Raw genomic sequence first — 22,345 nt, 5'->3', positions numbered from 1 at the left:
CATTCATTGCTCCCTTTATTATATTTGATAGATAAAAATGACGGACTACGGACTATTTAGGCTGAGCGTCGATGCACTGGCCGTTAATCGATGTCTCTGCCGGATCCATTAGTCGCAAGTAATGAGGCATAATGTCCAGTGGTGTTTTTAGCTGATTAGCATCTTCGCCAGGGTAAGCTTTCGCACGCATACGAGTTTGCGTTGCTCCTGGGTTAATCGCATTGACACGAATAGTTGTCGCACTTAGTTCATCAGCAAGGATCTGCATCATCCCCTCTGTTGCAAATTTTGAAATCGCATAGCTACCCCAAAAAGTACGCCCTGAGTGTCCAACCGTTGAAGAGGTGAAAAGAACGCGTGCTGCTTCCGCTTTTTTCAATACAGGAAGTAGAGCTTGAGTCATTAAAAACTCAGCTTTGACATTGATCTGCATAACATCATCAAAAGTATCTTCTTCGATTTGATCAAATGGACTTAATGTCCCTAGTACGCCTGCGTTATGCAATAACCCATCTAAACGTCCAAATTGGCTTTCAATGGTGTCGGCCATATCGAGATAATTTTGTTTAGTCGCGCCTTTCAAATCTAGCGGAATGATGGCCGGTTGAGCGTAGCCTGCCTTTTCTATCTCATCGTAGATAAATTCAAGGTTTTTAACATTTCGACCCAATAAAATTACGGTTGCACCATGTTCAGCAAAACTTAAAGCGGCTTGACGGCCAATTCCAGCTCCCGCACCTGTAACGAGTATGACTTTATCTTTTAAGGCATCTTGTGAGACTGAATATTCCACTATGCTCATCCTTTTTAGTAAATGCACCAAATAGTTGCTGACGTATAAACGAACAGAATATCAATTGATTTGGTATAAGTTCTTGGTAATCGTGACAAGATGGTTACAATACACTAATTCACACATTAGGGGATATGACATTGGAATTTTTGTTGGACTATGGCCTGTTTTTGGCCAAGATTGCGACCGTAGTAATAGCGATAATTGCTATTCTAGTCATTGCGAAATCAGTGAGTGGAAAATCAGGAACCGCTAAAGGTGAACTAGAAATCACTAATCTTACTGATCAACATAAAGATACTGTTGAGCAGCTAGAACATCATTTACATGATGAGGCATTTATCAAAGCTAGAGACAAAGCAGAGAAGAAAGTAGAAAAAGAGAAAGCAAAGTCTCGTGATAAAGATATTAAAAAAGCCGTGAAAGATGGGCAACTTGATACTAAGCGCGAACCTCACCTGTTTGTATTGGACTTCAATGGCAGCATAGATGCAAAAGAGGTGACCTCTTTACGTGAAGAAGTGACCGCAATTCTCGCTGTGGCTCGGGATGGTGATGAAGTACTACTGAGACTAGAGTCTGGTGGAGGAATGGTGCATGGATACGGCTTAGCTTCTTCACAACTCGATCGTTTAAAAGCGGCAAAATTACCATTGACGATTTCTGTTGATAAAGTGGCGGCAAGTGGTGGGTACATGATGGCGTGTATCGCTGATAAGATTGTTTCTGCCCCTTTTGCGATTGTCGGTTCGATTGGCGTTATTGCACAGCTACCTAATTTCAATAAATTGCTTAAAAAGCACGATATTGAATTTGAACAGCTTACTGCTGGCGAATACAAACGCACATTGACTATGTTTGGTGAAAACAGTGATAAAGCACGAGACAAATTCAAAGAAGAGTTAGAAGAGACTCACGGCTTATTTAAAGATTTCATACGTGACCACCGCCCTGATCTTGATCTAGAAAAAGTGGCGACTGGCGAACACTGGTTTGGTACACAAGCAAAAGCTCTAGGCTTAGTGGATGAAATTAGTACGTCTGATGATCTAGTGGTTAGCGCATGTAAAGATAAAACAGTACTTGCTATCCATTATGTGCAAAAGAAAAAACTATCAGCCAAACTAGCCGGTGTTGCTGGTGAAGCTGCTGACCATGTTTTGATGAAATGGATCAGCCGTGGACAACGTCCAATCGTATAGACGAATTTAAGTTTATCTAGACAACGCTCACTCTGATTCTTGGAGTGGGCGTTTTTTATGTGCCGGAGGGCGAGAGTAGGCACGATGGTATTCAATCTATAAAGATTCTTAAGGCTGGTGGCGTGAAGTATTAAATAAGATCGAAATTTTTCTGTTTGAGTCTCGCTCATTGTTTAGATTCAAACTATAATACGTCGCCTATAAAAGCCATGATGAATATCGAGGCTAACAATTAAAATTTCTACAATAGACGTGGAGTAAAACATGTCCTCAAATACACCGGTTATTACCGTTGATGGACCAAGTGGTGCAGGTAAAGGCACACTTTGTATGTTGCTAGCAGATAAACTAGGCTTTCATTTACTTGATTCGGGCGCGATATACCGAGTCCTTGCTCTTGCTGCAATTCACCATGGCGTTGATACAGAGTCTGAGGATGCATTAGTTCCTCTTGCGACCCACCTTGACGTGCAATTTATTGCTGAAGGTGATTTAGTTAAAGTTATCCTTGAAGGTGAAGACGTTTCTGGTGAGCTTCGTAAAGAAGAAACAGGTATGGCTGCATCTAAAGTTGCTGCATTACCAAGAGTTAGAGAAGCATTACTGCGTCGTCAACGTGCATTTAGCACCTCTCCAGGTTTAGTTGCTGATGGTCGTGATATGGGCACGGTAGTATTTACGGGTGCTGAAGCGAAAATTTTCTTGGATGCAAGTGCGGAAGAACGAGCTCAAAGACGCCTTAAACAGTTGCAACTTAAGGGCTTAGATGTTAACTTTGACGACCTTTTGTGCGAAATACAAGAGCGTGATGATCGAGATCGTAACCGTGCGGTTGCCCCATTGCGCCCTGCTGAAGACGCACTCGTGCTAGATTCAACATCTATGTCTATTGACGAAGTTGTAGAAAAAGCATTGAAATATATTGAATCTAAACTCACACAGTAATCTATACTGGGTGAGTAAAGAACGTTGGTCGCAAGGATGATGACCGGCGAATTTATCAACCCCATGCGGTAGGATACCCATGGACGTTTAATTATTGAAGATCAAATAATGACTGAATCTTTTGCTCAACTCTTTGAAGAGTTTCTAAATGAAACTGAATTCCAACAAGGTAGTATCGTTAAAGGTACTGTAGTAGCTATCGAGAACGGTTACGTTCTTGTTGATGCTGGCCTTAAGTCTGAATCTGCAATCCCTGCTGAACAATTCAAGAACGCTGCTGGCGAACTTGAAGTTGAAGTTGGTGCTGAAGTAGACGTAGCGCTTGACGCTGTTGAAGATGGTTTCGGTGAAACTCAACTTTCTCGTGAGAAAGCTAAGCGCCACGAAGCTTGGATCGTTCTTGAGAAGGCTTACGAAGAAGCTGAAACTGTTGTTGGTATCATCAACGGTAAAGTTAAAGGCGGTTTCACTGTTGAACTAAACGGTATCCGTGCTTTCCTTCCTGGCTCTCTTGTTGACGTACGTCCTATTCGTGACACTGCTCACCTAGAAAACAAAGAACTAGAGTTCAAAGTAATCAAGCTAGACCAGAAGCGTAACAACGTTGTTGTTTCTCGTCGTGCTGTTATCGAATCTGAAAACAGTGTTGAGCGTGACGAACTTCTTGAAACTCTACAAGAAGGTACTGAAGTTAAAGGTATCGTTAAGAACCTTACTGACTACGGTGCATTCGTTGACCTTGGCGGTGTTGACGGTCTTCTACATATCACTGATATGGCGTGGAAGCGTGTTAAGCACCCATCTGAGATCGTAAACGTTGGTGACGAAATCCTAGTTAAAGTTCTTAAGTTCGATCGTGAGCGCACTCGTGTTTCACTAGGTCTTAAGCAACTAGGCGAAGATCCATGGGTAGCAATCGCTAAGCGTTACCCAGAAGGTCACAAACTTTCTGGCCGTGTTACTAACCTGACTGACTACGGTTGCTTCGTTGAAATCGAAGAAGGCGTTGAAGGTCTAGTACACGTTTCTGAAATGGATTGGACTAACAAGAACATCCACCCTTCTAAAGTTGTTAATGTTGGCGACGAAGTTGAGGTTATGGTTCTTGATATCGACGAAGAACGTCGTCGTATCTCTCTAGGTCTGAAACAGTGTAAAGCTAACCCATGGCAGTCATTCGCTGAAGCTCAAGCTAAAGGCGACCAAGTTACTGGTAAGATCAAGTCTATCACTGACTTTGGTATCTTCATCGGTCTTGACGGCGGCATCGACGGTCTTGTTCACCTATCTGACATTTCTTGGAATGTTGCTGGTGAAGACGCAGTACGCGACTACAAGAAAGGCGATGAAATCTCTGCTGTTGTACTTGCAGTTGATGCAGAACGTGAGCGTATTTCTCTTGGCGTTAAGCAAATGGAAAATGACCCGTTCAATGCATACGTTGCAGACACGAAGAAAGGTACTCTAGTAACTGGTACTGTAACTGCAGTAGACGCTAAAGGAGCTACAATTGAGCTTCTAGAAGGCGTTGAAGGTTACATCCGTGCTTCTGAAGTATCTCGTGACCGTATCGAAGATGCGTCTCTAATCTTAAGCGTTGGTGACAGCGTTGAAACTAAGTTCACTGGTGTAGACCGTAAGAACCGCGTAATCAACCTATCTATCAAAGCGAAAGACGAAGCTGAAGAGCAAGAAGCAATGGCTACACTGAACAAACCAGAAGATGGTGGTTTCGGTAACGCTATGGCTGATGCATTCAAAGCTGCTAAAGGCGAATAATCCAATCGCTTAAGAAGGAGCCGTAAGGCTCCTTTTTTTTCGATATGTGCCTGCATTTATTGCTTATATGTCTTATATTTATATAGCAATCAAAGTAATAAAAGAAATGAGGGAAACTATGACTAAGTCTGAATTGATTGAGAGACTCTGCGCAGAGCAAACACACTTATCTGCAAAAGAGATTGAAGATGCTGTAAAAGATATTCTTGAACATATGGCATCAACTCTGGAAAGTGGTGATCGAATCGAGATCCGTGGTTTTGGTAGTTTCTCACTGCACTATCGAGAACCCCGCCTAGGACGTAATCCTAAAACTGGAGAAAAGGTTGAGCTGGAAGGCAAATATGTCCCACACTTCAAACCAGGCAAAGAGTTACGTGAACGTGTAAATCTAGGTCTTTAAGCCTCCATTCTAATTATAAAAAAGCGGTATACTTAAGTGTATACCGCTTTTTTATAACTAGAATATTGCTAATATCCATGGTTTGCAGACCTGTTTTCCTGCATAATCGTATCAGCCAAATTTCCTTAGGATGGAGACGTATGAAAATTATAAAAATAATTGCAGTTATAGCCCTTTTCCTAATTGCACTTGCCCTCGGAGCACAAAACCAAGAAGTCGTTATTTTCAACTACTTAGTCGCGCAAGGCAGCTTTAACTTATCAACACTGCTTGGTGTTATATTTGTCAGTGGTTTTGGGTTAGGTTGGTTGGTTTTCGGTAGCCTTCATTTAAAATCTCAACTTCAAATTCGTCGTCTAAGGAAGCAACTTAATAAACTCAAAACATCAAGCCCAGTCGTTGAAACGAAAGCTTGAGTTATTGCGTAAAGGCGACCATTAATGCTTGAGTTACTTTTCTTATTATTGCCGATTGCAGCTGCCTACGGGTGGTATATGGGAAACCGTAGTGCTCAGCAAGATAAGCAAACCCAATCTCATCAAATCTCTCGTCAATATGTCACGGGATTAAATTTGCTGCTTTCTGATCAATCAGATAAAGCAGTAGATCACTTTATCGAATTACTTCAAGTCGATGACGATACGATCGATACGCACCTAGCGCTAGGGAATCTATTTCGCTCGCGTGGTGAGGTCGATCGCGCTATTCGTATCCACCAAAACCTTATTTCTCGTACAGGCCTAACGTTAGAACAAAAAAATCTAGCACTTCAACAACTAGCAAAAGATTATATGGTTTCTGGTTTTTTAGATCGGGCCGAGAAAATCTTTGAGCAATTGGTGGAAGAGCCTGAGCATAAAGAGAGCGCATTACAGCAGCTTGTTACTATCTATCAACAAACCAAAGAGTGGAGCAAAGCCATTCATTATGCGACAGCTTTGGTCAAAATGGGTAGAAAAAGAGTCAAATCTCAGATCGCACACTTCTTATGTGAACTTGCCATGCAGGAACAGGGTGAGGGGCAAACGAACAAAGCTATTCAGCATTTTAAAAAAGCGTTGGTCGAGGATCCTAAATGTGCACGAGCAAGTATTTCACTTGGCAAATTATATTTGGAATCAGAGGACTATCAGCAAACCATTAAGTATATGGAAATGGTGCTGAACCAAGACATTGATTTTATCAGTGAAGTGCTTCCTACCCTGGCAGATTGTTATCATCACTTAGGACAAGAAGAGGGATTGGTTGAGTTCCTAAGGGCTTGTATTGATAAGAAGGCGGGCGTTTCAGCGGAATTAATGTTGGCACAATTGGTCGCGAATCATGAAAGTATTGGAACAGCACAAGAGCTACTGACTCGACAGTTAGTTAAAAACCCAACGATGAAGGGCTTTTACCGCCTTATAGATTATCATATTGCTGAAGCTGAAGAGGGAAGGGCGAAAGACAGCCTGACAACCTTGCAATCTATGGTTGGGGAACAACTTAAAATAAAGCCACATTACCGATGCCGTAAATGTGGTTTCTCTACTCATTCAATGTATTGGCACTGTCCTTCTTGTAAAGGATGGGGGACGATCAAGCCAATTCGTGGCTTGGATGGTGAATAGACATATTATTTTTAATGCAGCTTACGGGCTGCATTTTTGTACGTTTAAGAAAGTAGTGACAAGAATTATTAGGAGATTAAATGAACGACCAAAAAGTTATCGTAGCACTGGATTATGATAAACAGACTGATGCTCTGAGTTTTATTGATAAAATTGATCCAACGACATGTCGATTAAAAGTTGGCAAAGAAATGTTTACTCTTTTTGGGCCTGATTTTGTCCGTGAGCTACATAAACGTGGTTTTTCGGTATTCTTGGATTTAAAATTTCATGATATTCCAAACACTTGTTCAAAAGCTGTTCGTGCTGCGGCAGAATTAGGGGTATGGATGGTGAATGTTCATGCGAGTGGTGGTGAGCGTATGATGACAGCTTCACGCGAAATTCTTGAGCCATATGGGAAGGATCGCCCGTTATTGATTGGTGTTACCGTTCTAACCAGTATGGAACAGAGCGACTTAGCTGGAATTGGTTTAAATGTTGCACCTCAAGAGCAAGTAATGCGCTTGGCTCGTCTAACTCAACGTTCAGGTTTGGATGGTGTCGTTTGTTCAGCACAAGAAGCTTCGCTCTTAAAGAGTGATTTAGGCTCAAACTTCAAATTGGTGACTCCCGGGATCCGCCCGGCAGGCGCTGATGTTGGGGATCAGAAAAGAATCATGACTCCTTATGATGCAATCCAAGCTGGATCGGATTATTTAGTGATAGGACGCCCAATCACCCAGGCGGCACAGCCTGCGGAAGTTCTTCAGAAAATTAATGCTAGCTTAATTTAGCCCACCTTGAATTAAGGTAAGTAATATCTACTTACCTTTTTCATTGGAAATGATTTAATTTTTTGACCTGTATTTTGAAATGCTGCAAAAGTTGACAATTACTCATCAAAAAAAAATATAATTACAAACCAATAATTGAGAATGGATGCTAATGAAACTACGAATCAGTGTAGTGTGGTTATTGTTCTGTACCTTTGCGAACGTCAATAGTGCTTTGGCCAATCGTTTGAAGGTGGCATTGTCATGTGAGCATTCGACAACTATTTCGCGACAAGAGTTAATGAATCAGTTCCCTGTTACTTCATTCACCACTCACCTGCCTTGGGATGCTGAACCCGCTAAATTTAGCGGTGTTAAAGTAAGTGATCTAACGGCTTTATTTGCACCACAGAAACCAAAGATTCTCTATTTTTCAGCGTTGAATGAGTTTAGAGCTTCGATTGAAGTTAATGACTTAGTTGAATATCAGCCAATCATCGCCTATTCAATTAATGGTGATGCTATCTCTATTCGTAAGCGAGGGCCGTTTATGTTGCTCTATGATTTGGATAAATTTCCGCATTTAAACGTACCTGAATACCATAATAAGATGATTTGGCAAATTAATGAGGTATCGATTGAAGAGTGTGAATAATAACCCATTTATACAGAATACGAACGTCCAGAGAACAAAGCGTGTCTTAATTTGGCTATCACTAGCGCTATTATTGATGAATATTACGGTTATATTCTCAACTAAAGGTTTGGTCAGTAATTATTACTCTCGAAAAGATCAAGCAACCTGGCATCTACTACAGCTTCAAAAAGAATTCTCTCAACTGGCTGTTTTATCTCCTTTCACTTTGACATCAAAACAAGTGCTTAACGAAGTCAAAGTTCAGTATGACATCACTTGGACACGTCTTGAGTTGATCGTTACTAGCTCTGATTCGCAAGATTTTTATAACATACCAAAAAATAAACAGTTTTTTGATCAGCTATACAATGACTATAAGGTGCTTGATGGTTACCTATCCAATATAAATGATGAAAACACTGCGGATGAATATAATGTTCGGTTGAATAGTTTATACATGAAGTTGGTGACATTCTTGAACAAAAATTATCAATTAAAGAACGCGGACTTTTTGGTGCAAATTGATAAAGGAAACCAACTCGCGAATGTACAAGTTCTATTAGTTTTCATTTTGTGTTTTTGTATCGCTATCGTTATTGTCTTATTCAAGAAAGAGATCATTATCCACCGTAATCTCGCTCTGACGGATTCATTAACGGGGGTAAACAATCGGTTGTCACTTTTCAAGCGCCTTAAACAGCGAGTTCAGAATACATCGCACTTTTCACTGTTTGTCATGGATCTGAATGGATTTAAGTTGATTAGTGATACTTATGGTCATCAAGCCGGGGATATTTTATTAAGAACGGTATCTAAAAGGTTCGCTAATGCAATTCAGCCATTTGATGCCGATCTGTTTCGTATGGGAGGTGATGAGTTTGCTATTATTCTGGACTCTGTAGACCCAGAAGTCATTGAACAGTTAAAGTTAGATATCATTGGCTGTATGGAGCAGGAAATTGAAATATCAGATGAAACGGCCGCAAAAATTTCAGTAAGTGTTGGTGTGAGCCTTTATCCGAAAAATACGTCTTGCGTGAATCAACTGATCAAGAATGCCGATGATAATATGTATAAGATGAAACAGCTCAACTCGCAATAACGGATAATTGAGCTGTTTCAATTTGCTTACTCTAAGATAGGCACACCACTGTGAAACTTGAAATCATCATCAGGTGTCGAAATTAATTCAGCCTCTGCTTGAGCTAGCTCTTGCACTCGTTTCGAGATATCGACAGGTGAGATTTGTTGTGCCAACGTTAAGTAATCTTGGTAATGGCGTGCTTCAGAGCGTAAAAGAGAAATATAAAACTTTGCCATATCCTCATCTAAATGCGGAGCAAGTTTAGCAAATCGTTCACAAGATCGCGCTTCAATGAGTGAACCAATGATCAGTTTATCGACGAGCGTATTTGGTTCATGAGTCGTCACTTTAGACAACAGCCCTTTGGCATATCTTCCAGCCGAAATGTTTTCATAAGGAATATTTCTCTCATCCATTATTTCAAGAACTTGATAGAAGTGGTGTAGCTCTTCTTTAATAAGGAGAACCATTTTATCAATAAGATCTTGGCTATAAGGTGAGTTAGTTTTAGCCATAATTGCCTTTGAAATATTACTTTTTCCTTTAAGGCTCTCAAGAGAACCTTCTTTGCGGTAAGCAAAAGCCTCATAAGGTTTAAACCACTCTAACAGTGTATTTGCACTCTCTTTATCCACCGCGTACTTACGGATTAAATACATAGCCGATTGGCCTGCTTTAAGTTCGCAAAGCAAATGGTCGAGTAGGATGATCTTAAGGTTTTCAGGTTTCTTCGCCTCATTGATCCAAGCATCGGGCGTTTCGCAATGTAAGAATTGTTTAATGGGAGCGAGTAGCTCTTGAATAGCAGTATTATTGATCATTACTTTCACTGTAAAAAAAGTTTCACTGTAGAAAAAAGGTCGCGAATGGCGACCTTGTGGCTAAATTTGATAATGAGTGAATAGGAAACCTATCGAAGGCTTACCATTTTTTCTTCTCACCAAAAAGTGCGTCCATGTCATCATCACGCTCTTTCTCTTCAATCTGTTGAAGATCTTCAGCATTTTTAACTTGGCGTTTTTTATCAAGCTCGTTCAGCATTAACTGCAGTTTTTCACGTGCTTGATTTGAATAAGCATCATTTTTTGTGCTGAGAGCATCAATGCCTTTACGCAAAAGTTGTACGGCAGTACCAGTTTGACCTCGTGCGATAGAATCTTTGGCACGTTTTACGACATTCTCGATGTTGATACGAATCTGAATCGTTTCAAGACGAGCATTTTCTGCGACGTAAGCCTGTGTTTCAAATCGACCTTTATTGTGCTCATTACGAACGGTATCACGAAGACGTTTTACCAGCTTAAGCATCACTATCGCTTGTTTGTCACTGCTCGGCACTTTAAAAGAAGTGGTGTCACCATCGGGATAATTTTCTTTTAGTTGAGTGATTTGCTGCTTTGTGTGAACAATACGCTGAGCAAGCTGTTTATTTCTAGGATCGAGTTGATACATATTTTCAAGTGCATCTAAAATTCGCGTATTCAGACAAACGAGCAGATCTTTACTGAATGGGACGTGGTGAGCATTCCCAATGAGATCTTCTGTTGCATCAATAAGAGTCAAGTAACGAGATGATTCTTGTTTTTTCGACGTCTCGACCTTCATTTTATATTGAAGCATGATGTTATAGCCAAGGACTAACACCAATAAGACGGCTACAAGAGCTATGATTAAACCAATATTCATATGTTTGATATCTGCTTTATAATTCAATGGCTAGTATTTAAGGATACACGATTCCATTGTACAACTGCACCTACAAATTTAATAATAATGTGCTTTTAATAGCAAAATACGGATAAGTGTATTATGCAATTATGCTTCGGATGCCGACAACTCTCTATTTTGACTACCAATTATCTGCATTACACGTTATAACTATTAATTATATTACATAGCTTAAGGCGTATCTTATCTGTCGGCGTGCAATATTAGCCATTGGTAAAGGATTACGAGGGTCAAAATGAAATTACAGCAATTAAGATATATTGTTGAGGTAGTAAACCATAATCTTAACGTATCAGCGACGGCCGAGAGCCTTTACACCTCTCAACCAGGAATTAGTAAGCAAGTGCGTTTGCTCGAAGACGAACTCGGCATACAAGTTTTTGAGCGAAGCGGTAAGCATTTGACGCAAGTAACCCCTGCTGGCGAAGACATTATTCGAATCTCACAAGAGATATTGGCTAGAGTAGAAAGTATCAAAGCGGTGGCTGGCGAGCATACTCATCCAGAGATGGGGACGTTGAACATATCGACCACTCATACTCAAGCTCGATACGCTCTACCTGACGTTATCAAAGGCTTTACTGCCCGTTATCCTAAAGTTTCACTGCACATGCATCAGGGCACGCCAAGCCAAATGTCGGAAGCGGTCGCGAAAGGTACAGCAAACTTCGCAATCGCGACAGAAGCGCTCCATTTATACCAAGATGCGATTATGCTCCCTTGCTACCATTGGAATCGCTCGATTGTTGTGACTAAAGATCACCCATTAGCGAATAAAAGAAGAATTAGTATAGAGGATCTTGCTGCATACTCGCTCGTGACTTATGTCTTTGGTTTTACTGGTCGTTCTGAGCTCGATACCGCATTTAATCGAGTCGGACTTACTCCTAGAGTGGTCTTTACCGCAACAGATGCCGATGTGATTAAAACCTATGTACGCATGGGGATTGGTGTTGGTGTTATTGCCAGTATGGCGATTGATAAAGAACAAGATACCGACCTAGTTGCTATTGATGCGAGCCATATTTTCGGTGCAAGTACCACGAGTATTGGCTTTAGAAGAGGAACCTTCTTGCGTTCTTATATGTACGATTTCATGGAACGTTTTGCACCACACTTGACTAAGCCTGTGGTCGAGCAAGCGATCTCTCTTAAATCGAATGCTGAAATTGAAGAGATGTTTAAAGATATAGATTTACCAATTCGTTAAACATCGCATCACAAGGCTGTTCAAGTCTTTGGCTTCCCCCTACAATGCACGGCTAGGGGGAACGCATGCACCAATCATTTCAATTGCTCGATCATTTTTTATTGTCATATCAATCATTATGGCGATTTGAGCCTTTTCACGCCTGTTCAAATGACGCTTCTCTTTGGCTTGATGAGTATCCTGATTTGTCTCTATGGCTTGATGGATTATCACGATCTGATATAGAAATGTTCAAAAGTGATGATAAAGCCTTGCTTGAGGCAGTCGCTCATTTCATTCCGGAAACATGCATTGCATCTCAATTAACACAATTAAGCGAGGCAACACAAAGCTTGCTGATTTTAGATCGCAACCTTGAAGTTGGAGTCCCAGGAAGAAAACTTGCTCAAATAAAAAGCATGAGTGCCGCTGCGTTAAGCGAGCATAAGGGAGAGGAGTGGTTAGAGTGGTGTGCGGGTAAAGGCTTTCTTGGGCGGATCTTGTCACAACAATCGAAAGAAAAGGTCACGAGTTTTGAATGGCAACAGAGTTTGTGTGACAGCGGAACGGCTGCCGCAAATCAGCAAGCTTTGAATATGCAATTTATTCAAGGGGACGCTTTTTCTACAGATGCAAGCCAAGTGTTTAATTGTAAGCAACATGCGGTTGCGCTCCATGCTTGTGGCGATTTGCATGTCCGTTTATTAGAGTTGGCGACCCAAAATCAGCTTCCTGCAATCACATTTTCACCTTGTTGTTATCATTTAATTCGCAGTGATGAATATCAAGCCATGTCGATATTAGCCAAGCAGTCCCCCTTAAAACTGACGCAAAGTGAACTGAGGATCCCGCTGCAAGAAACCGTGACGGGTGGGGAGAGAGTCAAGCGTCATCGCCAACTTGAAATGACTTACCGCCTAGGTTTGAACCACGTGCTGGTGAATGAACTGCATCAAGAAGAGTACTGTCCGATTCCGAGCATTAAAAAATCCCAGTTATCAGAGGGGTTTGAAGAGTTTTGCAAGTGGGCAATCGACGCTAAGAACTTTGATATACCGAAGGTGGATTTTGGCCACTATATGGGTGTGGGTGAGGCGTTGTTTTGGAAAATGGAGAAATTAAGTCTGGTTCAGCAAATATTCAGACGTCCGCTAGAGTTGTGGCTTGCTTACGATAAGGCGCTTTACCTTGAAGAAAAGGGTTATGACGTGTCGATTAAAACTTTTTGTAATAAACAGGTCTCACCAAGAAATATCCTTGTACATGCTCAAAAGCGATAATGATGGATAAAAAAATAGCCCGTGTGAGCAACGGGCTATTTTGGTAGTGACTTTTCTAAGCTGCTTTCTTTTCGTTACCTTACCTACTCAGATAGCTAGCATGTCACTCATTTTTTCATTAGTTAAACATTGCAATCGCAGCAGCAGGCTCAACGTATTCTAAGTCAAAGCTTTCTGCTACTTCTTTACATGTTACTTTTCCGTGAATAACGTTTAAGCCTTCAAGGAAACCGTGATCATCAGTAAGTGCTTGCTGATAACCTTTGTTTGCGAGCTTAACAATGTAAGGCAGAGTTGCGTTATTTAGCGCAAAAGTTGAAGTACGAGCAACCGCGCCTGGCATGTTTGCAACACAGTAGTGAACAACCTCATCAACGATGTACGTTGGATCGGCGTGTGTCGTTGCGTGAGAAGTCTCAAAACAGCCACCTTGGTCAATCGCCACATCAACAACGGCCGCGCCAGGTTTCATTTTAGCAATGTGCTCTTTTGTTACCAATTTTGGAGCCGCAGCGCCAGGGATAAGCACAGCACCAATAACAAGGTCTGCTTCTAGAACATGCTTCTCAATTGCGTCTTCTGTAGAATAAACCACTTTTGCGCGACCTTGGAACTCTTCATCTAAGCGACGTAGCGTATCAACATTGCGATCTAAAATGGTTACGTCAGCACGAAGGCCAACAGCCATGCGAGCTGCGTTAGCACCCACAACACCACCGCCTACAACGACAACTTTTGCTGGTTCAACACCCGGTACACCACCGAGTAGAAGACCACGACCACCATGAGATTTTTCTAAAGTTTGCGCGCCAGCTTGAATAGACATTCGACCTGCAACCTCAGACATTGGAGCTAATAGTGGCAAGCGACCCATATTATCTGTTACAGTCTCATACGCTATACAGACAGCTTTGCTCTTGATCAGCTCTTCCGTTTGTGGAAAATCTGGTGCAAGGTGTAAATAAGTAAATAATATTTGCCCTTCGCGAAGCATAGCTCGCTCTACAGCTTGAGGTTCTTTAACCTTTACAATCATCTCTGCTTGCGCAAAAACGTCGGCAGCAGTAGGAAGAATGGATGCGCCTACAGCGATGTAATCATCGTCTGAAAAACCGATACCGTTACCGGCATTGGTTTCTACAAAAACTTGGTGGCCATGTGAGATTAGCTCTCTCACACTAGCTGGAATCATACCAACACGGTATTCGTGGTTTTTGATTTCCTTTGGTACGCCAATGATCATCCTGACTCCTTATTTTATTTTGGTTGTTTTATCTGTGTGTAGGGTAATTCTGTCGAATTAATGTCTAGTATAGTGATGTTTTGTTAGGATTTGATACTAAATATTAAAAAGTTGTAGTATATTTTTTTGCAAGGAAGTAATAAGGTGGAATAAAAAATGGCAGACAACTATAAGAAGCCGTCTAAGGAACTAGACCGTATCGATCGCAATATTCTTAATGAATTGCAGAAAGATGGTCGAATATCAAATGTTGAACTTTCTAAACGTGTTGGTCTTTCACCAACACCATGTTTAGAGCGTGTTCGTCGTTTGGAGCGTCAAGATTATATTACGGGATATACAGCGCTGTTAAATCCGCAGTACCTAGATGCCTCTTTATTGGTATTTGTTGAAATCACGCTTAATCGTGGTGCTCCGGACGTATTTGAACAGTTCAATACTGCGGTACAAAAATTAGATGACATCCAAGAGTGTCATTTAGTTTCGGGTGATTTTGATTATCTTCTTAAGACGCGCGTATCCGATATGAGTGCATATCGTAAACTTTTGGGCGACACATTATTGCGTCTACCTGGAGTAAACGACACTCGTACGTACGTAGTTATGGAAGAAGTGAAACAAACTAATCAGCTTGTTATTAAAACCCGCTGATTCAAGTTAAAAACCTAAGTTAGCCCTAAAGCTGATACTGCTTCGGTTTTATGGCTATCATTGATTGGGTTTTTGACCTTGATATGGTTAAATTGCTAAACAAACCGAGCGGCTTTTGCCGCTCGGACTGTTTTTACTCATCAAAGAATCAAGTAGGTTATGTTCAGAGAGAACACAGATAAAGTCGAAACCATAGTTAAGACTAGTGAAGAGCCTCAGTCTTCACGTTTAGATGGCGTACAACGCCTTAAAGAGTGTGGCTTAATTTTAGGCGTGCTCGCTTCCATTTTACTTTCTATTGCATTATTCACATTTAACCCAGCGGACCCCTCTTGGTCGCAAACGGCATGGGGCGGTGACATTCAAAATGCTGGTGGTATCGTCGGAGCGTGGATAGCAGATACACTATTTTTCATTTTCGGTTCACTTGCCTACTTAATCCCTCTTATTGTTATCATTGCTGCTTGGGTTCTTTGCCGTAAGCGAGGCGAACAAGACGACTTAGATTTTGTGCTATGGGGCACTCGATTACTCGGTTTGTCTATATTGATATTAACCAGTTGCGGTTTAGCTGATACCAACTTTGATGATATATGGTATTTCTCATCAGGTGGCGTTGTGGGTGATGTACTCACAAACTTATCATTGCCTGTTTTGAATATTCTCGGAACGACCCTAGTTCTTCTCTTCTTATGGGGGGCGGGTTTTACCCTTCTGACGGGTATTTCGTGGTTAAGTATTGTTGAAGGGCTAGGTAACGGTGCGATTGGGGCATGTACTTGGGGGCTAAATAAGCTTCGCGGTACTGATAGAGAAGTTCTTGAACCTGTTCTTGATGATATTGATCACCAAGAATTCACGACAGAGAAAGCTCACTTACCTGATGTAGAATCTCGCTCTGAGTCGACTGAACACTTAGTCTCGCAAGAGAGTGCAAGCTCACTTGAAGATGAATCTCAAGCCAATAATTATACGGATACCATTGATACTGATGACGCTGAACGCGATGTGAAGCCTCGTTACAATATTCATATGCCTGCCGAGTCTACTTCTGGAAGAGGCGCTTCTATTGCAGCCAGTATTCCAGCTTCATCGTATCAGCCTGAGCATTATGATGAAGAGCCTGAGTTATCAGTCGATCGTTCTAAGCAACTCACTGCAACGATTGAAGAGTTAGAATACGCCGCTCAAAGTGAAGATGACTTTGCCCAAGAAAATCTTGAAGACGAGATCAGCCGTATCGCTTCATTTGCATCAGAGAACGTTGAGGTCAATGCTGAACAAGAGCCTTTGTACTCTCCTCAAACAGAATTTCAGCCAGAACCTGAATATCAGAATGAAGTTAACACTGATTTTTCGGAACCAATCGCAGATTTTGTCGTGGAAGATGAGGTGAATCAGCCTAGAATTTCAGAGTTTGGGCTTGAACAAATTACCGACGTAGACACGCCAAATCACATTGAACCAGTTATTTCAGATTTAAATATTATTGAAGAAGATAGCGACAGCGTTACTCATCATGAGTCGGAAGAGGTTGCCGCATTTTCTGATGTTGATCTCCCTGCTGAAGTCAATGCATCTGAATCTGACATTGAAGTCGTGGAAGGTGAACTTGAGCATCCTGATAAAGATGTACAAGCTTTCCAAGAGATCATCTCTGCTGCACAAGAAAATATGGCTGGGGCACAAAACCCGTTCTTGGTTCAGCAAGAGATCAACTTGCCTAAACCCGCAGAGCCACTGCCGACACTTCAACTTCTTTATCATCCTGAAAAACGCGAGAACTTCATTGATAGAGATGCGTTAGAAGAGATTGCTCGTTTGGTTGAATCTAAGCTTGCCGACTACAAGATTAAAGCGACGGTTGTGGATATTTTCCCAGGGCCAGTGATCACTCGCTTTGAGTTAGATTTAGCGCCAGGCGTGAAAGTCAGCCGGATTTCAAGCTTGTCTATGGATTTGGCTCGTTCACTTTCTGCCATCGCGGTTCGTGTTGTTGAGGTTATACCTGGTAAGCCTTATGTTGGTCTTGAATTACCAAATGTCAGCAGACAAACCGTCTATTTATCAGACGTTATTAATAGTCCTCAATTTGAGCAATCAACTTCGCCAACCACTGTTGTACTAGGCCAAGATATTGCAGGTGAAGCGGTTGTGGCGGATTTATCCAAAATGCCACACGTTCTTGTTGCGGGTACAACCGGTTCGGGTAAGTCGGTGGGGGTAAACGTCATGATTTTGAGCATGCTCTACAAAGCATCGCCAGATGAAGTTCGCTTTATCATGATTGACCCGAAAATGCTTGAGTTATCAATATATGAAGGTATTCCGCATCTATTATCAGAAGTGGTCACCGACATGAAAGATGCCTCGAACGCATTACGCTGGTGCGTTGGAGAGATGGAGCGACGTTACAAGTTAATGTCAGCTGTCGGTGTTCGTAATCTGAAAGGCTATAACGAAAAGCTAAAAATGGCAGCAGAAGCTGGACATCCTATTCACGATCCTTTCTGGAAAGAGGGAGACAGTATGGATACAGAAGCGCCATTGCTTGAAAACTTGCCGTATATCGTGGTGGTTGTCGATGAGTTTGCCGACTTGATCATGGTTGTGGGTAAGAAAGTGGAAGAGTTAATTGCTCGACTTGCTCAAAAAGCTCGTGCAGCAGGCATTCACTTGATCCTGGCGACCCAAAGACCATCAGTTGATGTGATTACGGGCATCATCAAAGCGAACATTCCTACACGTATTGGTTTTACCGTATCAACCAAAATTGATTCACGAACCATTCTCGATCAGGGTGGCGCAGAATCATTACTTGGTATGGGTGATATGCTCTACTTACCTCCAGGTTCAAACCATACCATTCGTGTACATGGCGCATTCGCGTCCGATGATGATGTGCATGCCGTGGTGAATAACTGGAAGGCGCGGGGTAAACCTGTCTACATTGATGAGATCGTTAATGGCGAACAAACGGCAGATTCACTACTTCCAGGTGAACAGTTGGAAAAAGATGAAGATACCGATCCACTGTTTGATCAAGTGGTTGAACATGTAACGGAGTCTCGCCGAGGTTCGGTTTCAGGCGTACAGCGCAAGTTTAAGATCGGTTACAACCGTGCCGCACGAATTGTGGAGCAACTTGAAGCTCAAGGTATCGTGAGTGCTCCGGGCCATAATGGTAATCGTGAAGTGATTGCACCCCCTCCAATTAAAAATATGTAATCGTCTAAAATATTGAGTAATAGTGAACAGCAACAACACAGCCAAGTGGTTGTGTTGTTGCGGCTTAATTAGTTCACTGAACTTTGAAAATGTCTGATGGTCTACTCAATGTATGCCTATAAGAGAATCTGAATGAAAAAATTATCGTTATTATTGTTTTTGAGCTGCTCAGTGTTTGCGGCCCCTAAAGATGAATTGAGTAGCCGTTTGGCTCTGAACTCAGGGTTTAGTGCTGATTTTTCCCAGCAAGTGATTAGCCCTGGGGGTGATCTTGTCATGGAAGGAGAAGGGACAGTCGAGATCGCGCGACCAGGTCTGTTCCGCTGGACAACAACATTACCCGATGAAAATGTTCTAGTGTCAGATGGAAAGAGCCTATGGTATTACAGTCCATTTATTGAGCAAGTTAGCATTTATTGGCAAGCTCAGGCGACAGAGCAAACTCCTTTTGTGCTACTGACTCGCAGTAAAGAGAGTGATTGGGATAACTATCAAGTTAACCAAAATGGCGATCAATTTGTTCTCACTCCAACGGCTGTCGATTCGAATCAAGGTCAATTCCAAATTGATATTAACAGCAAAGGCGTTGTTCAAGGGTTTAATGTCATTGAGCAAGATGGCCAGCAAGGACGTTTTGAGTTTAAAAACGTAAATTTGACGACACCTAATAAAGCGACGTTTACTTTTGAGATCCCTGATGGGGTTGATGTTGACGATCAACGCAACTGATTCATCCGAGTCAGATATTCAACGAATGAGCCATTATCGTGAGTAATTACAGTCTAGATTTTTCCGGAGATGAAGATTTTCGTCCTCTTGCTGCTCGCATGAGACCAGAAACGGTTGAACAGTATATCGGTCAACAGCATATATTGGGTGTTGGAAAACCATTACGTCGAGCATTAGAAGCTGGCCACATTCATTCCATGATTTTGTGGGGGCCTCCTGGTACAGGAAAAACAACGCTAGCGGAAGTGGCGGCAAATTATGCCAATGCGGAAGTTGAACGGGTATCCGCCGTGACTTCTGGTGTGAAAGATATTCGAGCGGCCATTGATAAAGCACGTGAAAATAAAATGGCAGGAAGACGTACTATTTTATTTGTAGACGAAGTCCATCGCTTTAACAAAAGTCAGCAAGATGCTTTTCTGCCTCACATTGAAGATGGAACGATCACCTTCATTGGGGCGACGACCGAAAACCCATCGTTTGAACTCAATAACGCTCTGTTATCACGAGCAAGAGTCTACAAACTCACTTCTCTCAGTGAGCAAGATATTCGTCAAGTGATCGATCAAGCGGTTGAAGATAAAGAGAGAGGCTTAGGTCAGATCTCGGCAGATTTTATCGATGATGTACTGGATCGCCTATCAGAATTAGTAAATGGCGATGCCCGAATGTCACTTAATTATCTCGAGCTTCTGTATGATATGGCAGAAGATAATAGTGAAGGGCAGAAGAGCATCACATTACCTTTGCTTGCAGAAGTGGCGGGTGAAAAAGTCGCTCGTTTTGATAACAAAGGGGATATTTGGTACGACTTGATTTCTGCGGTTCATAAATCCATCCGAGGTTCGAACCCTGACGCCGCGCTCTATTGGTCAGCTAGGATGATTGCCGCAGGTTGTGACCCTCTCTATATCGTGCGTCGCTTACTTGCTATCGCTTCTGAAGATATTGGTAATGCCGATCCAAGAGCGATGCAAGTGGCGATGTCTGCTTGGGATTGCTTTACTCGAATTGGTCCTTCTGAAGGTGAAAGGGCGATCGCACAAGCTGTCGTCTATTTAGCGTGTGCACCAAAGAGCAACGCCGTTTATGTCGCGTGGAAAAATGCCATGCTAGACGCCCATAATCAGCCTGAGTATGAAGTTCCTCATCATCTACGTAATGCTCCAACAAGTTTGATGAAAGACATGGGCTATGGCGCGGAATATCGTTATGCTCATGACGAGCCTGGTGCTTATGCGGCAGGAGAGAAATATTTCCCTCCTGAAATAGCCGATACTCGTTACTATTTCCCAACAAATCGAGGTTTAGAGGGGAAAATTGGTGATAAGTTAGATTATCTGGCGGATTTAGACGCAAAAAGCCCACAAAAGCGCTATGAAAAGTAGTGCTTTTTGGATATCGTTACCAAGTATAAAAAATTCTTTAACGGTAGAGTTTCTACCGTATCCTCAAATATAACTAAAGCATAGGATTAGCAATGCTGGATTCTAAATTACTTCGAGCTGAGCTGGATGAAACAGCGGCAAAATTGGCGCGTCGAGGATTTATTCTTGATGTAGAGAAAATTCGTGAACTTGAAGAAAAGCGCAAGTCCCTTCAAATGAAAACTGAAGAGCTACAAGCGTTACGTAATTCTCGATCGAAGTCCATCGGCCAAGCAAAAGCGAAGGGCGAGCACGAAGAAGCTGAGCGTATCCTTGCAGAAGTCGGTAGCTTAGGTACAGATCTTGATGAAGCAAAAAAAGAGCTTGCTGAACTTCAAGTTAGCCTAGAAGAGATCACAAACGCGATCCCTAACCTTCCGCATGACTCTGTACCAAACGGTAAAGATGAAGATGAGAACGTGGAAATTTCACGTTGGGGTGAGCCAAAAACTTACGACTTCGAAGTGAAAGATCACGTTGATCTTGGTGAAATGTCTGGCGGTTTGGATTTTGCTAGCGCAGTAAAAATCTCAGGTTCTCGCTTTATCGTAATGAAAGGTAAATTTGCACGCCTACACCGTGCTATTGCACAGTTCATGTTAGATCTGCATACCGATACTCATGGTTATACAGAAATGTACGTACCATACCTAGTGAACTCAGACAGCTTGTTTGGTACAGGTCAATTACCAAAATTTGGTGAAGATCTATTCCACACTAGCCCGCTAACTGAGCAAGTGAGTGACGTACCTCTTAAGAAACTATCGCTGATTCCAACTGCGGAAGTTCCAGTAACAAACATGGTGCGCGATACCATCACTGATGAAGCTGAGCTTCCACTTAAAATGACAGCTCATACGCCATGTTTCCGTTCAGAAGCAGGTTCGTACGGCCGTGATACTCGTGGTCTTATCCGTATGCACCAATTCGACAAAGTTGAATTAGTTCAAATTACTAAGCCTGAAGATTCAATGGAAGCATTAGAAGAACTGACTGGCCATGCTGAGAAAGTTCTACAGATGTTAGAACTTCCTTACCGTAAAGTGGTTCTTTGTACTGGTGATATGGGTTTCGGCTCTAGCAAAACTTACGATTTAGAAGTATGGGTACCAGCGCAAGAGACGTACCGTGAAATCTCTTCATGTTCAAACATGGGTGACTTCCAAGCTCGTCGTATGCAAGCTCGTTTCCGTCGTAAAGGCGAGAAGAAGCCTGAACTGGTTCATACATTGAATGGTTCTGGTTTGGCGGTAGGACGTACTATGGTTGCGATTCTTGAAAACAACCAAGAAGCAGATGGCCGTATCGCGGTTCCAACTGTATTACAACCATACATGGGCGGCGCAACGCACATCGGTTAATGCATCGGTTAAAAATATACCGTTGAATGAATAAACAAAAAACCAGCCACGTGCTGGTTTTTTTATATCTGGAGTTTAAGTTTGACGAATATAGGCCTCTCATTAGATAGTAAAACCAGGCGAGACGTGCCCTCTTCTCTAAACAGTGAGGTGTATTTTATAAATAAGGGGAGGTGGGTTTTATTTACGGTACAGTAAGTGATAGTATATGCACCAATATCACGTGAATTGATGATTAGGTGATCAATTCATTAAGCCATCGCAAAGATTTTTACAATAAATACGGAATTTTATTTAGAAA

General features: G+C 42.0%; 20 protein-coding genes. 16 read left to right on the top strand and 4 right to left on the bottom strand.

Going from position 1 to position 22,345, the window contains the following annotated elements; translation table 11 throughout:
- Nucleotides 1-52: 52 nt before the first annotated feature.
- Entirely contained in the window at nucleotides 53-793 is a 741-nt protein-coding gene (locus FCV43_RS02330; RefSeq protein WP_136993908.1) for a YciK family oxidoreductase, read from the bottom strand.
- 140 nt (nucleotides 794-933) lie between these two features.
- On the opposite strand from FCV43_RS02330, the gene sohB reads away from it, so the two are divergent.
- The 9 genes from sohB to FCV43_RS02285 all read left to right on the top strand — a co-directional run bounded on the left by sohB (nucleotide 934) and on the right by FCV43_RS02285 (nucleotide 9,226).
- Nucleotides 934-1,995 carry a protease SohB gene (gene sohB / locus FCV43_RS02325; protein WP_029203502.1) on the top strand — a complete coding sequence of 354 codons (1,062 nt, stop codon included), beginning with the start codon at nucleotides 934-936 and terminating at the stop codon, nucleotides 1,993-1,995.
- Nucleotides 1,996-2,259: 264 nt separating this feature from the next.
- A complete protein-coding gene (gene cmk, locus FCV43_RS02320; protein ID WP_113795927.1) occupies nucleotides 2,260-2,940 on the top strand; it encodes a (d)CMP kinase in 681 nt (226 codons plus the stop codon).
- Nucleotides 2,941-3,048: 108 nt separating this feature from the next.
- Entirely contained in the window at nucleotides 3,049-4,719 is a 1,671-nt protein-coding gene (gene rpsA / locus FCV43_RS02315) for a 30S ribosomal protein S1 (RefSeq protein ID WP_017053904.1), read from the top strand.
- Nucleotides 4,720-4,837: 118 nt separating this feature from the next.
- A complete protein-coding gene (gene ihfB / locus FCV43_RS02310; protein ID WP_017053903.1) occupies nucleotides 4,838-5,122 on the top strand; it encodes an integration host factor subunit beta in 285 nt (94 codons plus the stop codon).
- Nucleotides 5,123-5,262: 140 nt separating this feature from the next.
- Nucleotides 5,263-5,538, top strand: a complete 276-nt coding sequence (locus FCV43_RS02305; protein ID WP_136993907.1) for a LapA family protein — start codon at nucleotides 5,263-5,265, stop codon at nucleotides 5,536-5,538.
- 24 nt (nucleotides 5,539-5,562) lie between these two features.
- A complete protein-coding gene (lapB, locus tag FCV43_RS02300; protein WP_017053901.1) occupies nucleotides 5,563-6,732 on the top strand; it encodes a lipopolysaccharide assembly protein LapB in 1,170 nt (389 codons plus the stop codon).
- A gap of 80 nt (nucleotides 6,733-6,812) precedes the next feature.
- Entirely contained in the window at nucleotides 6,813-7,508 is a 696-nt protein-coding gene (pyrF, locus tag FCV43_RS02295) for an orotidine-5'-phosphate decarboxylase (protein WP_136993906.1), read from the top strand.
- 151 nt (nucleotides 7,509-7,659) lie between these two features.
- A complete protein-coding gene (locus FCV43_RS02290; RefSeq protein WP_136993905.1) occupies nucleotides 7,660-8,142 on the top strand; it encodes a molybdopterin-dependent oxidoreductase in 483 nt (160 codons plus the stop codon).
- Between the two features lie 76 nt (nucleotides 8,143-8,218).
- A complete protein-coding gene (locus FCV43_RS02285; RefSeq protein WP_170961589.1) occupies nucleotides 8,219-9,226 on the top strand; it encodes a GGDEF domain-containing protein in 1,008 nt (335 codons plus the stop codon).
- A 26-nt stretch (nucleotides 9,227-9,252) separates the two neighbouring features.
- On the opposite strand, the gene miaE is transcribed toward FCV43_RS02285, so the two are convergent.
- On the bottom strand, nucleotides 9,253-10,029 hold the full coding sequence (miaE, locus tag FCV43_RS02280) for a tRNA isopentenyl-2-thiomethyl-A-37 hydroxylase MiaE (RefSeq protein ID WP_136993903.1): 777 nt from the start codon (nucleotides 10,027-10,029) through the stop codon (nucleotides 9,253-9,255).
- Nucleotides 10,030-10,129: 100 nt separating this feature from the next.
- Nucleotides 10,130-10,894 carry a DNA repair protein gene (locus tag FCV43_RS02275; protein ID WP_136993902.1) on the bottom strand — a complete coding sequence of 255 codons (765 nt, stop codon included), beginning with the start codon at nucleotides 10,892-10,894 and terminating at the stop codon, nucleotides 10,130-10,132.
- 277 nt (nucleotides 10,895-11,171) lie between these two features.
- On the opposite strand from FCV43_RS02275, the gene cysB reads away from it, so the two are divergent.
- The gene (gene cysB, locus FCV43_RS02270) at nucleotides 11,172-12,146 is read left to right on the top strand and encodes an HTH-type transcriptional regulator CysB (protein ID WP_017053895.1); all 975 of its coding nucleotides are present in this window, start codon (nucleotides 11,172-11,174) and stop codon (nucleotides 12,144-12,146) included.
- A gap of 65 nt (nucleotides 12,147-12,211) precedes the next feature.
- Nucleotides 12,212-13,405, top strand: coding sequence for a methyltransferase (locus FCV43_RS02265; RefSeq protein ID WP_136993901.1), 1,194 nt, complete (start codon nucleotides 12,212-12,214; stop codon nucleotides 13,403-13,405).
- Nucleotides 13,406-13,523: 118 nt separating this feature from the next.
- Here the strand turns inward: FCV43_RS02265 and ald are convergent, their stop codons facing one another.
- The gene (gene ald, locus FCV43_RS02260; protein WP_017053893.1) at nucleotides 13,524-14,648 is read right to left on the bottom strand and encodes an alanine dehydrogenase; all 1,125 of its coding nucleotides are present in this window, start codon (nucleotides 14,646-14,648) and stop codon (nucleotides 13,524-13,526) included.
- A 156-nt stretch (nucleotides 14,649-14,804) separates the two neighbouring features.
- Between ald and lrp the strand changes: the two genes are divergently transcribed.
- From lrp to serS, 5 genes are all read left to right on the top strand, one after another.
- Nucleotides 14,805-15,299, top strand: coding sequence for a leucine-responsive transcriptional regulator Lrp (gene lrp, locus FCV43_RS02255; RefSeq protein ID WP_017053892.1), 495 nt, complete (start codon nucleotides 14,805-14,807; stop codon nucleotides 15,297-15,299).
- 159 nt (nucleotides 15,300-15,458) lie between these two features.
- Complete coding sequence (locus FCV43_RS02250) at nucleotides 15,459-18,527, top strand: DNA translocase FtsK 4TM domain-containing protein (RefSeq protein ID WP_136993900.1); 3,069 nt, start codon at nucleotides 15,459-15,461, stop codon at nucleotides 18,525-18,527.
- A 132-nt stretch (nucleotides 18,528-18,659) separates the two neighbouring features.
- The gene (lolA, locus tag FCV43_RS02245; RefSeq protein WP_136993899.1) at nucleotides 18,660-19,256 is read left to right on the top strand and encodes an outer membrane lipoprotein chaperone LolA; all 597 of its coding nucleotides are present in this window, start codon (nucleotides 18,660-18,662) and stop codon (nucleotides 19,254-19,256) included.
- Nucleotides 19,257-19,294: 38 nt separating this feature from the next.
- Complete coding sequence (locus tag FCV43_RS02240; protein ID WP_017053889.1) at nucleotides 19,295-20,644, top strand: replication-associated recombination protein A; 1,350 nt, start codon at nucleotides 19,295-19,297, stop codon at nucleotides 20,642-20,644.
- 92 nt (nucleotides 20,645-20,736) lie between these two features.
- Nucleotides 20,737-22,044, top strand: coding sequence for a serine--tRNA ligase (gene serS, locus FCV43_RS02235; protein WP_017053888.1), 1,308 nt, complete (start codon nucleotides 20,737-20,739; stop codon nucleotides 22,042-22,044).
- Nucleotides 22,045-22,345 lie beyond the last annotated feature (301 nt).

The sequence above is a fragment of the Vibrio genomosp. F6 genome (assembly GCF_005146325.1).
Taxonomy (GTDB): domain Bacteria; phylum Pseudomonadota; class Gammaproteobacteria; order Enterobacterales; family Vibrionaceae; genus Vibrio; species Vibrio cortegadensis.
This window is presented reverse-complemented; position numbering and strand designations above follow the sequence as displayed.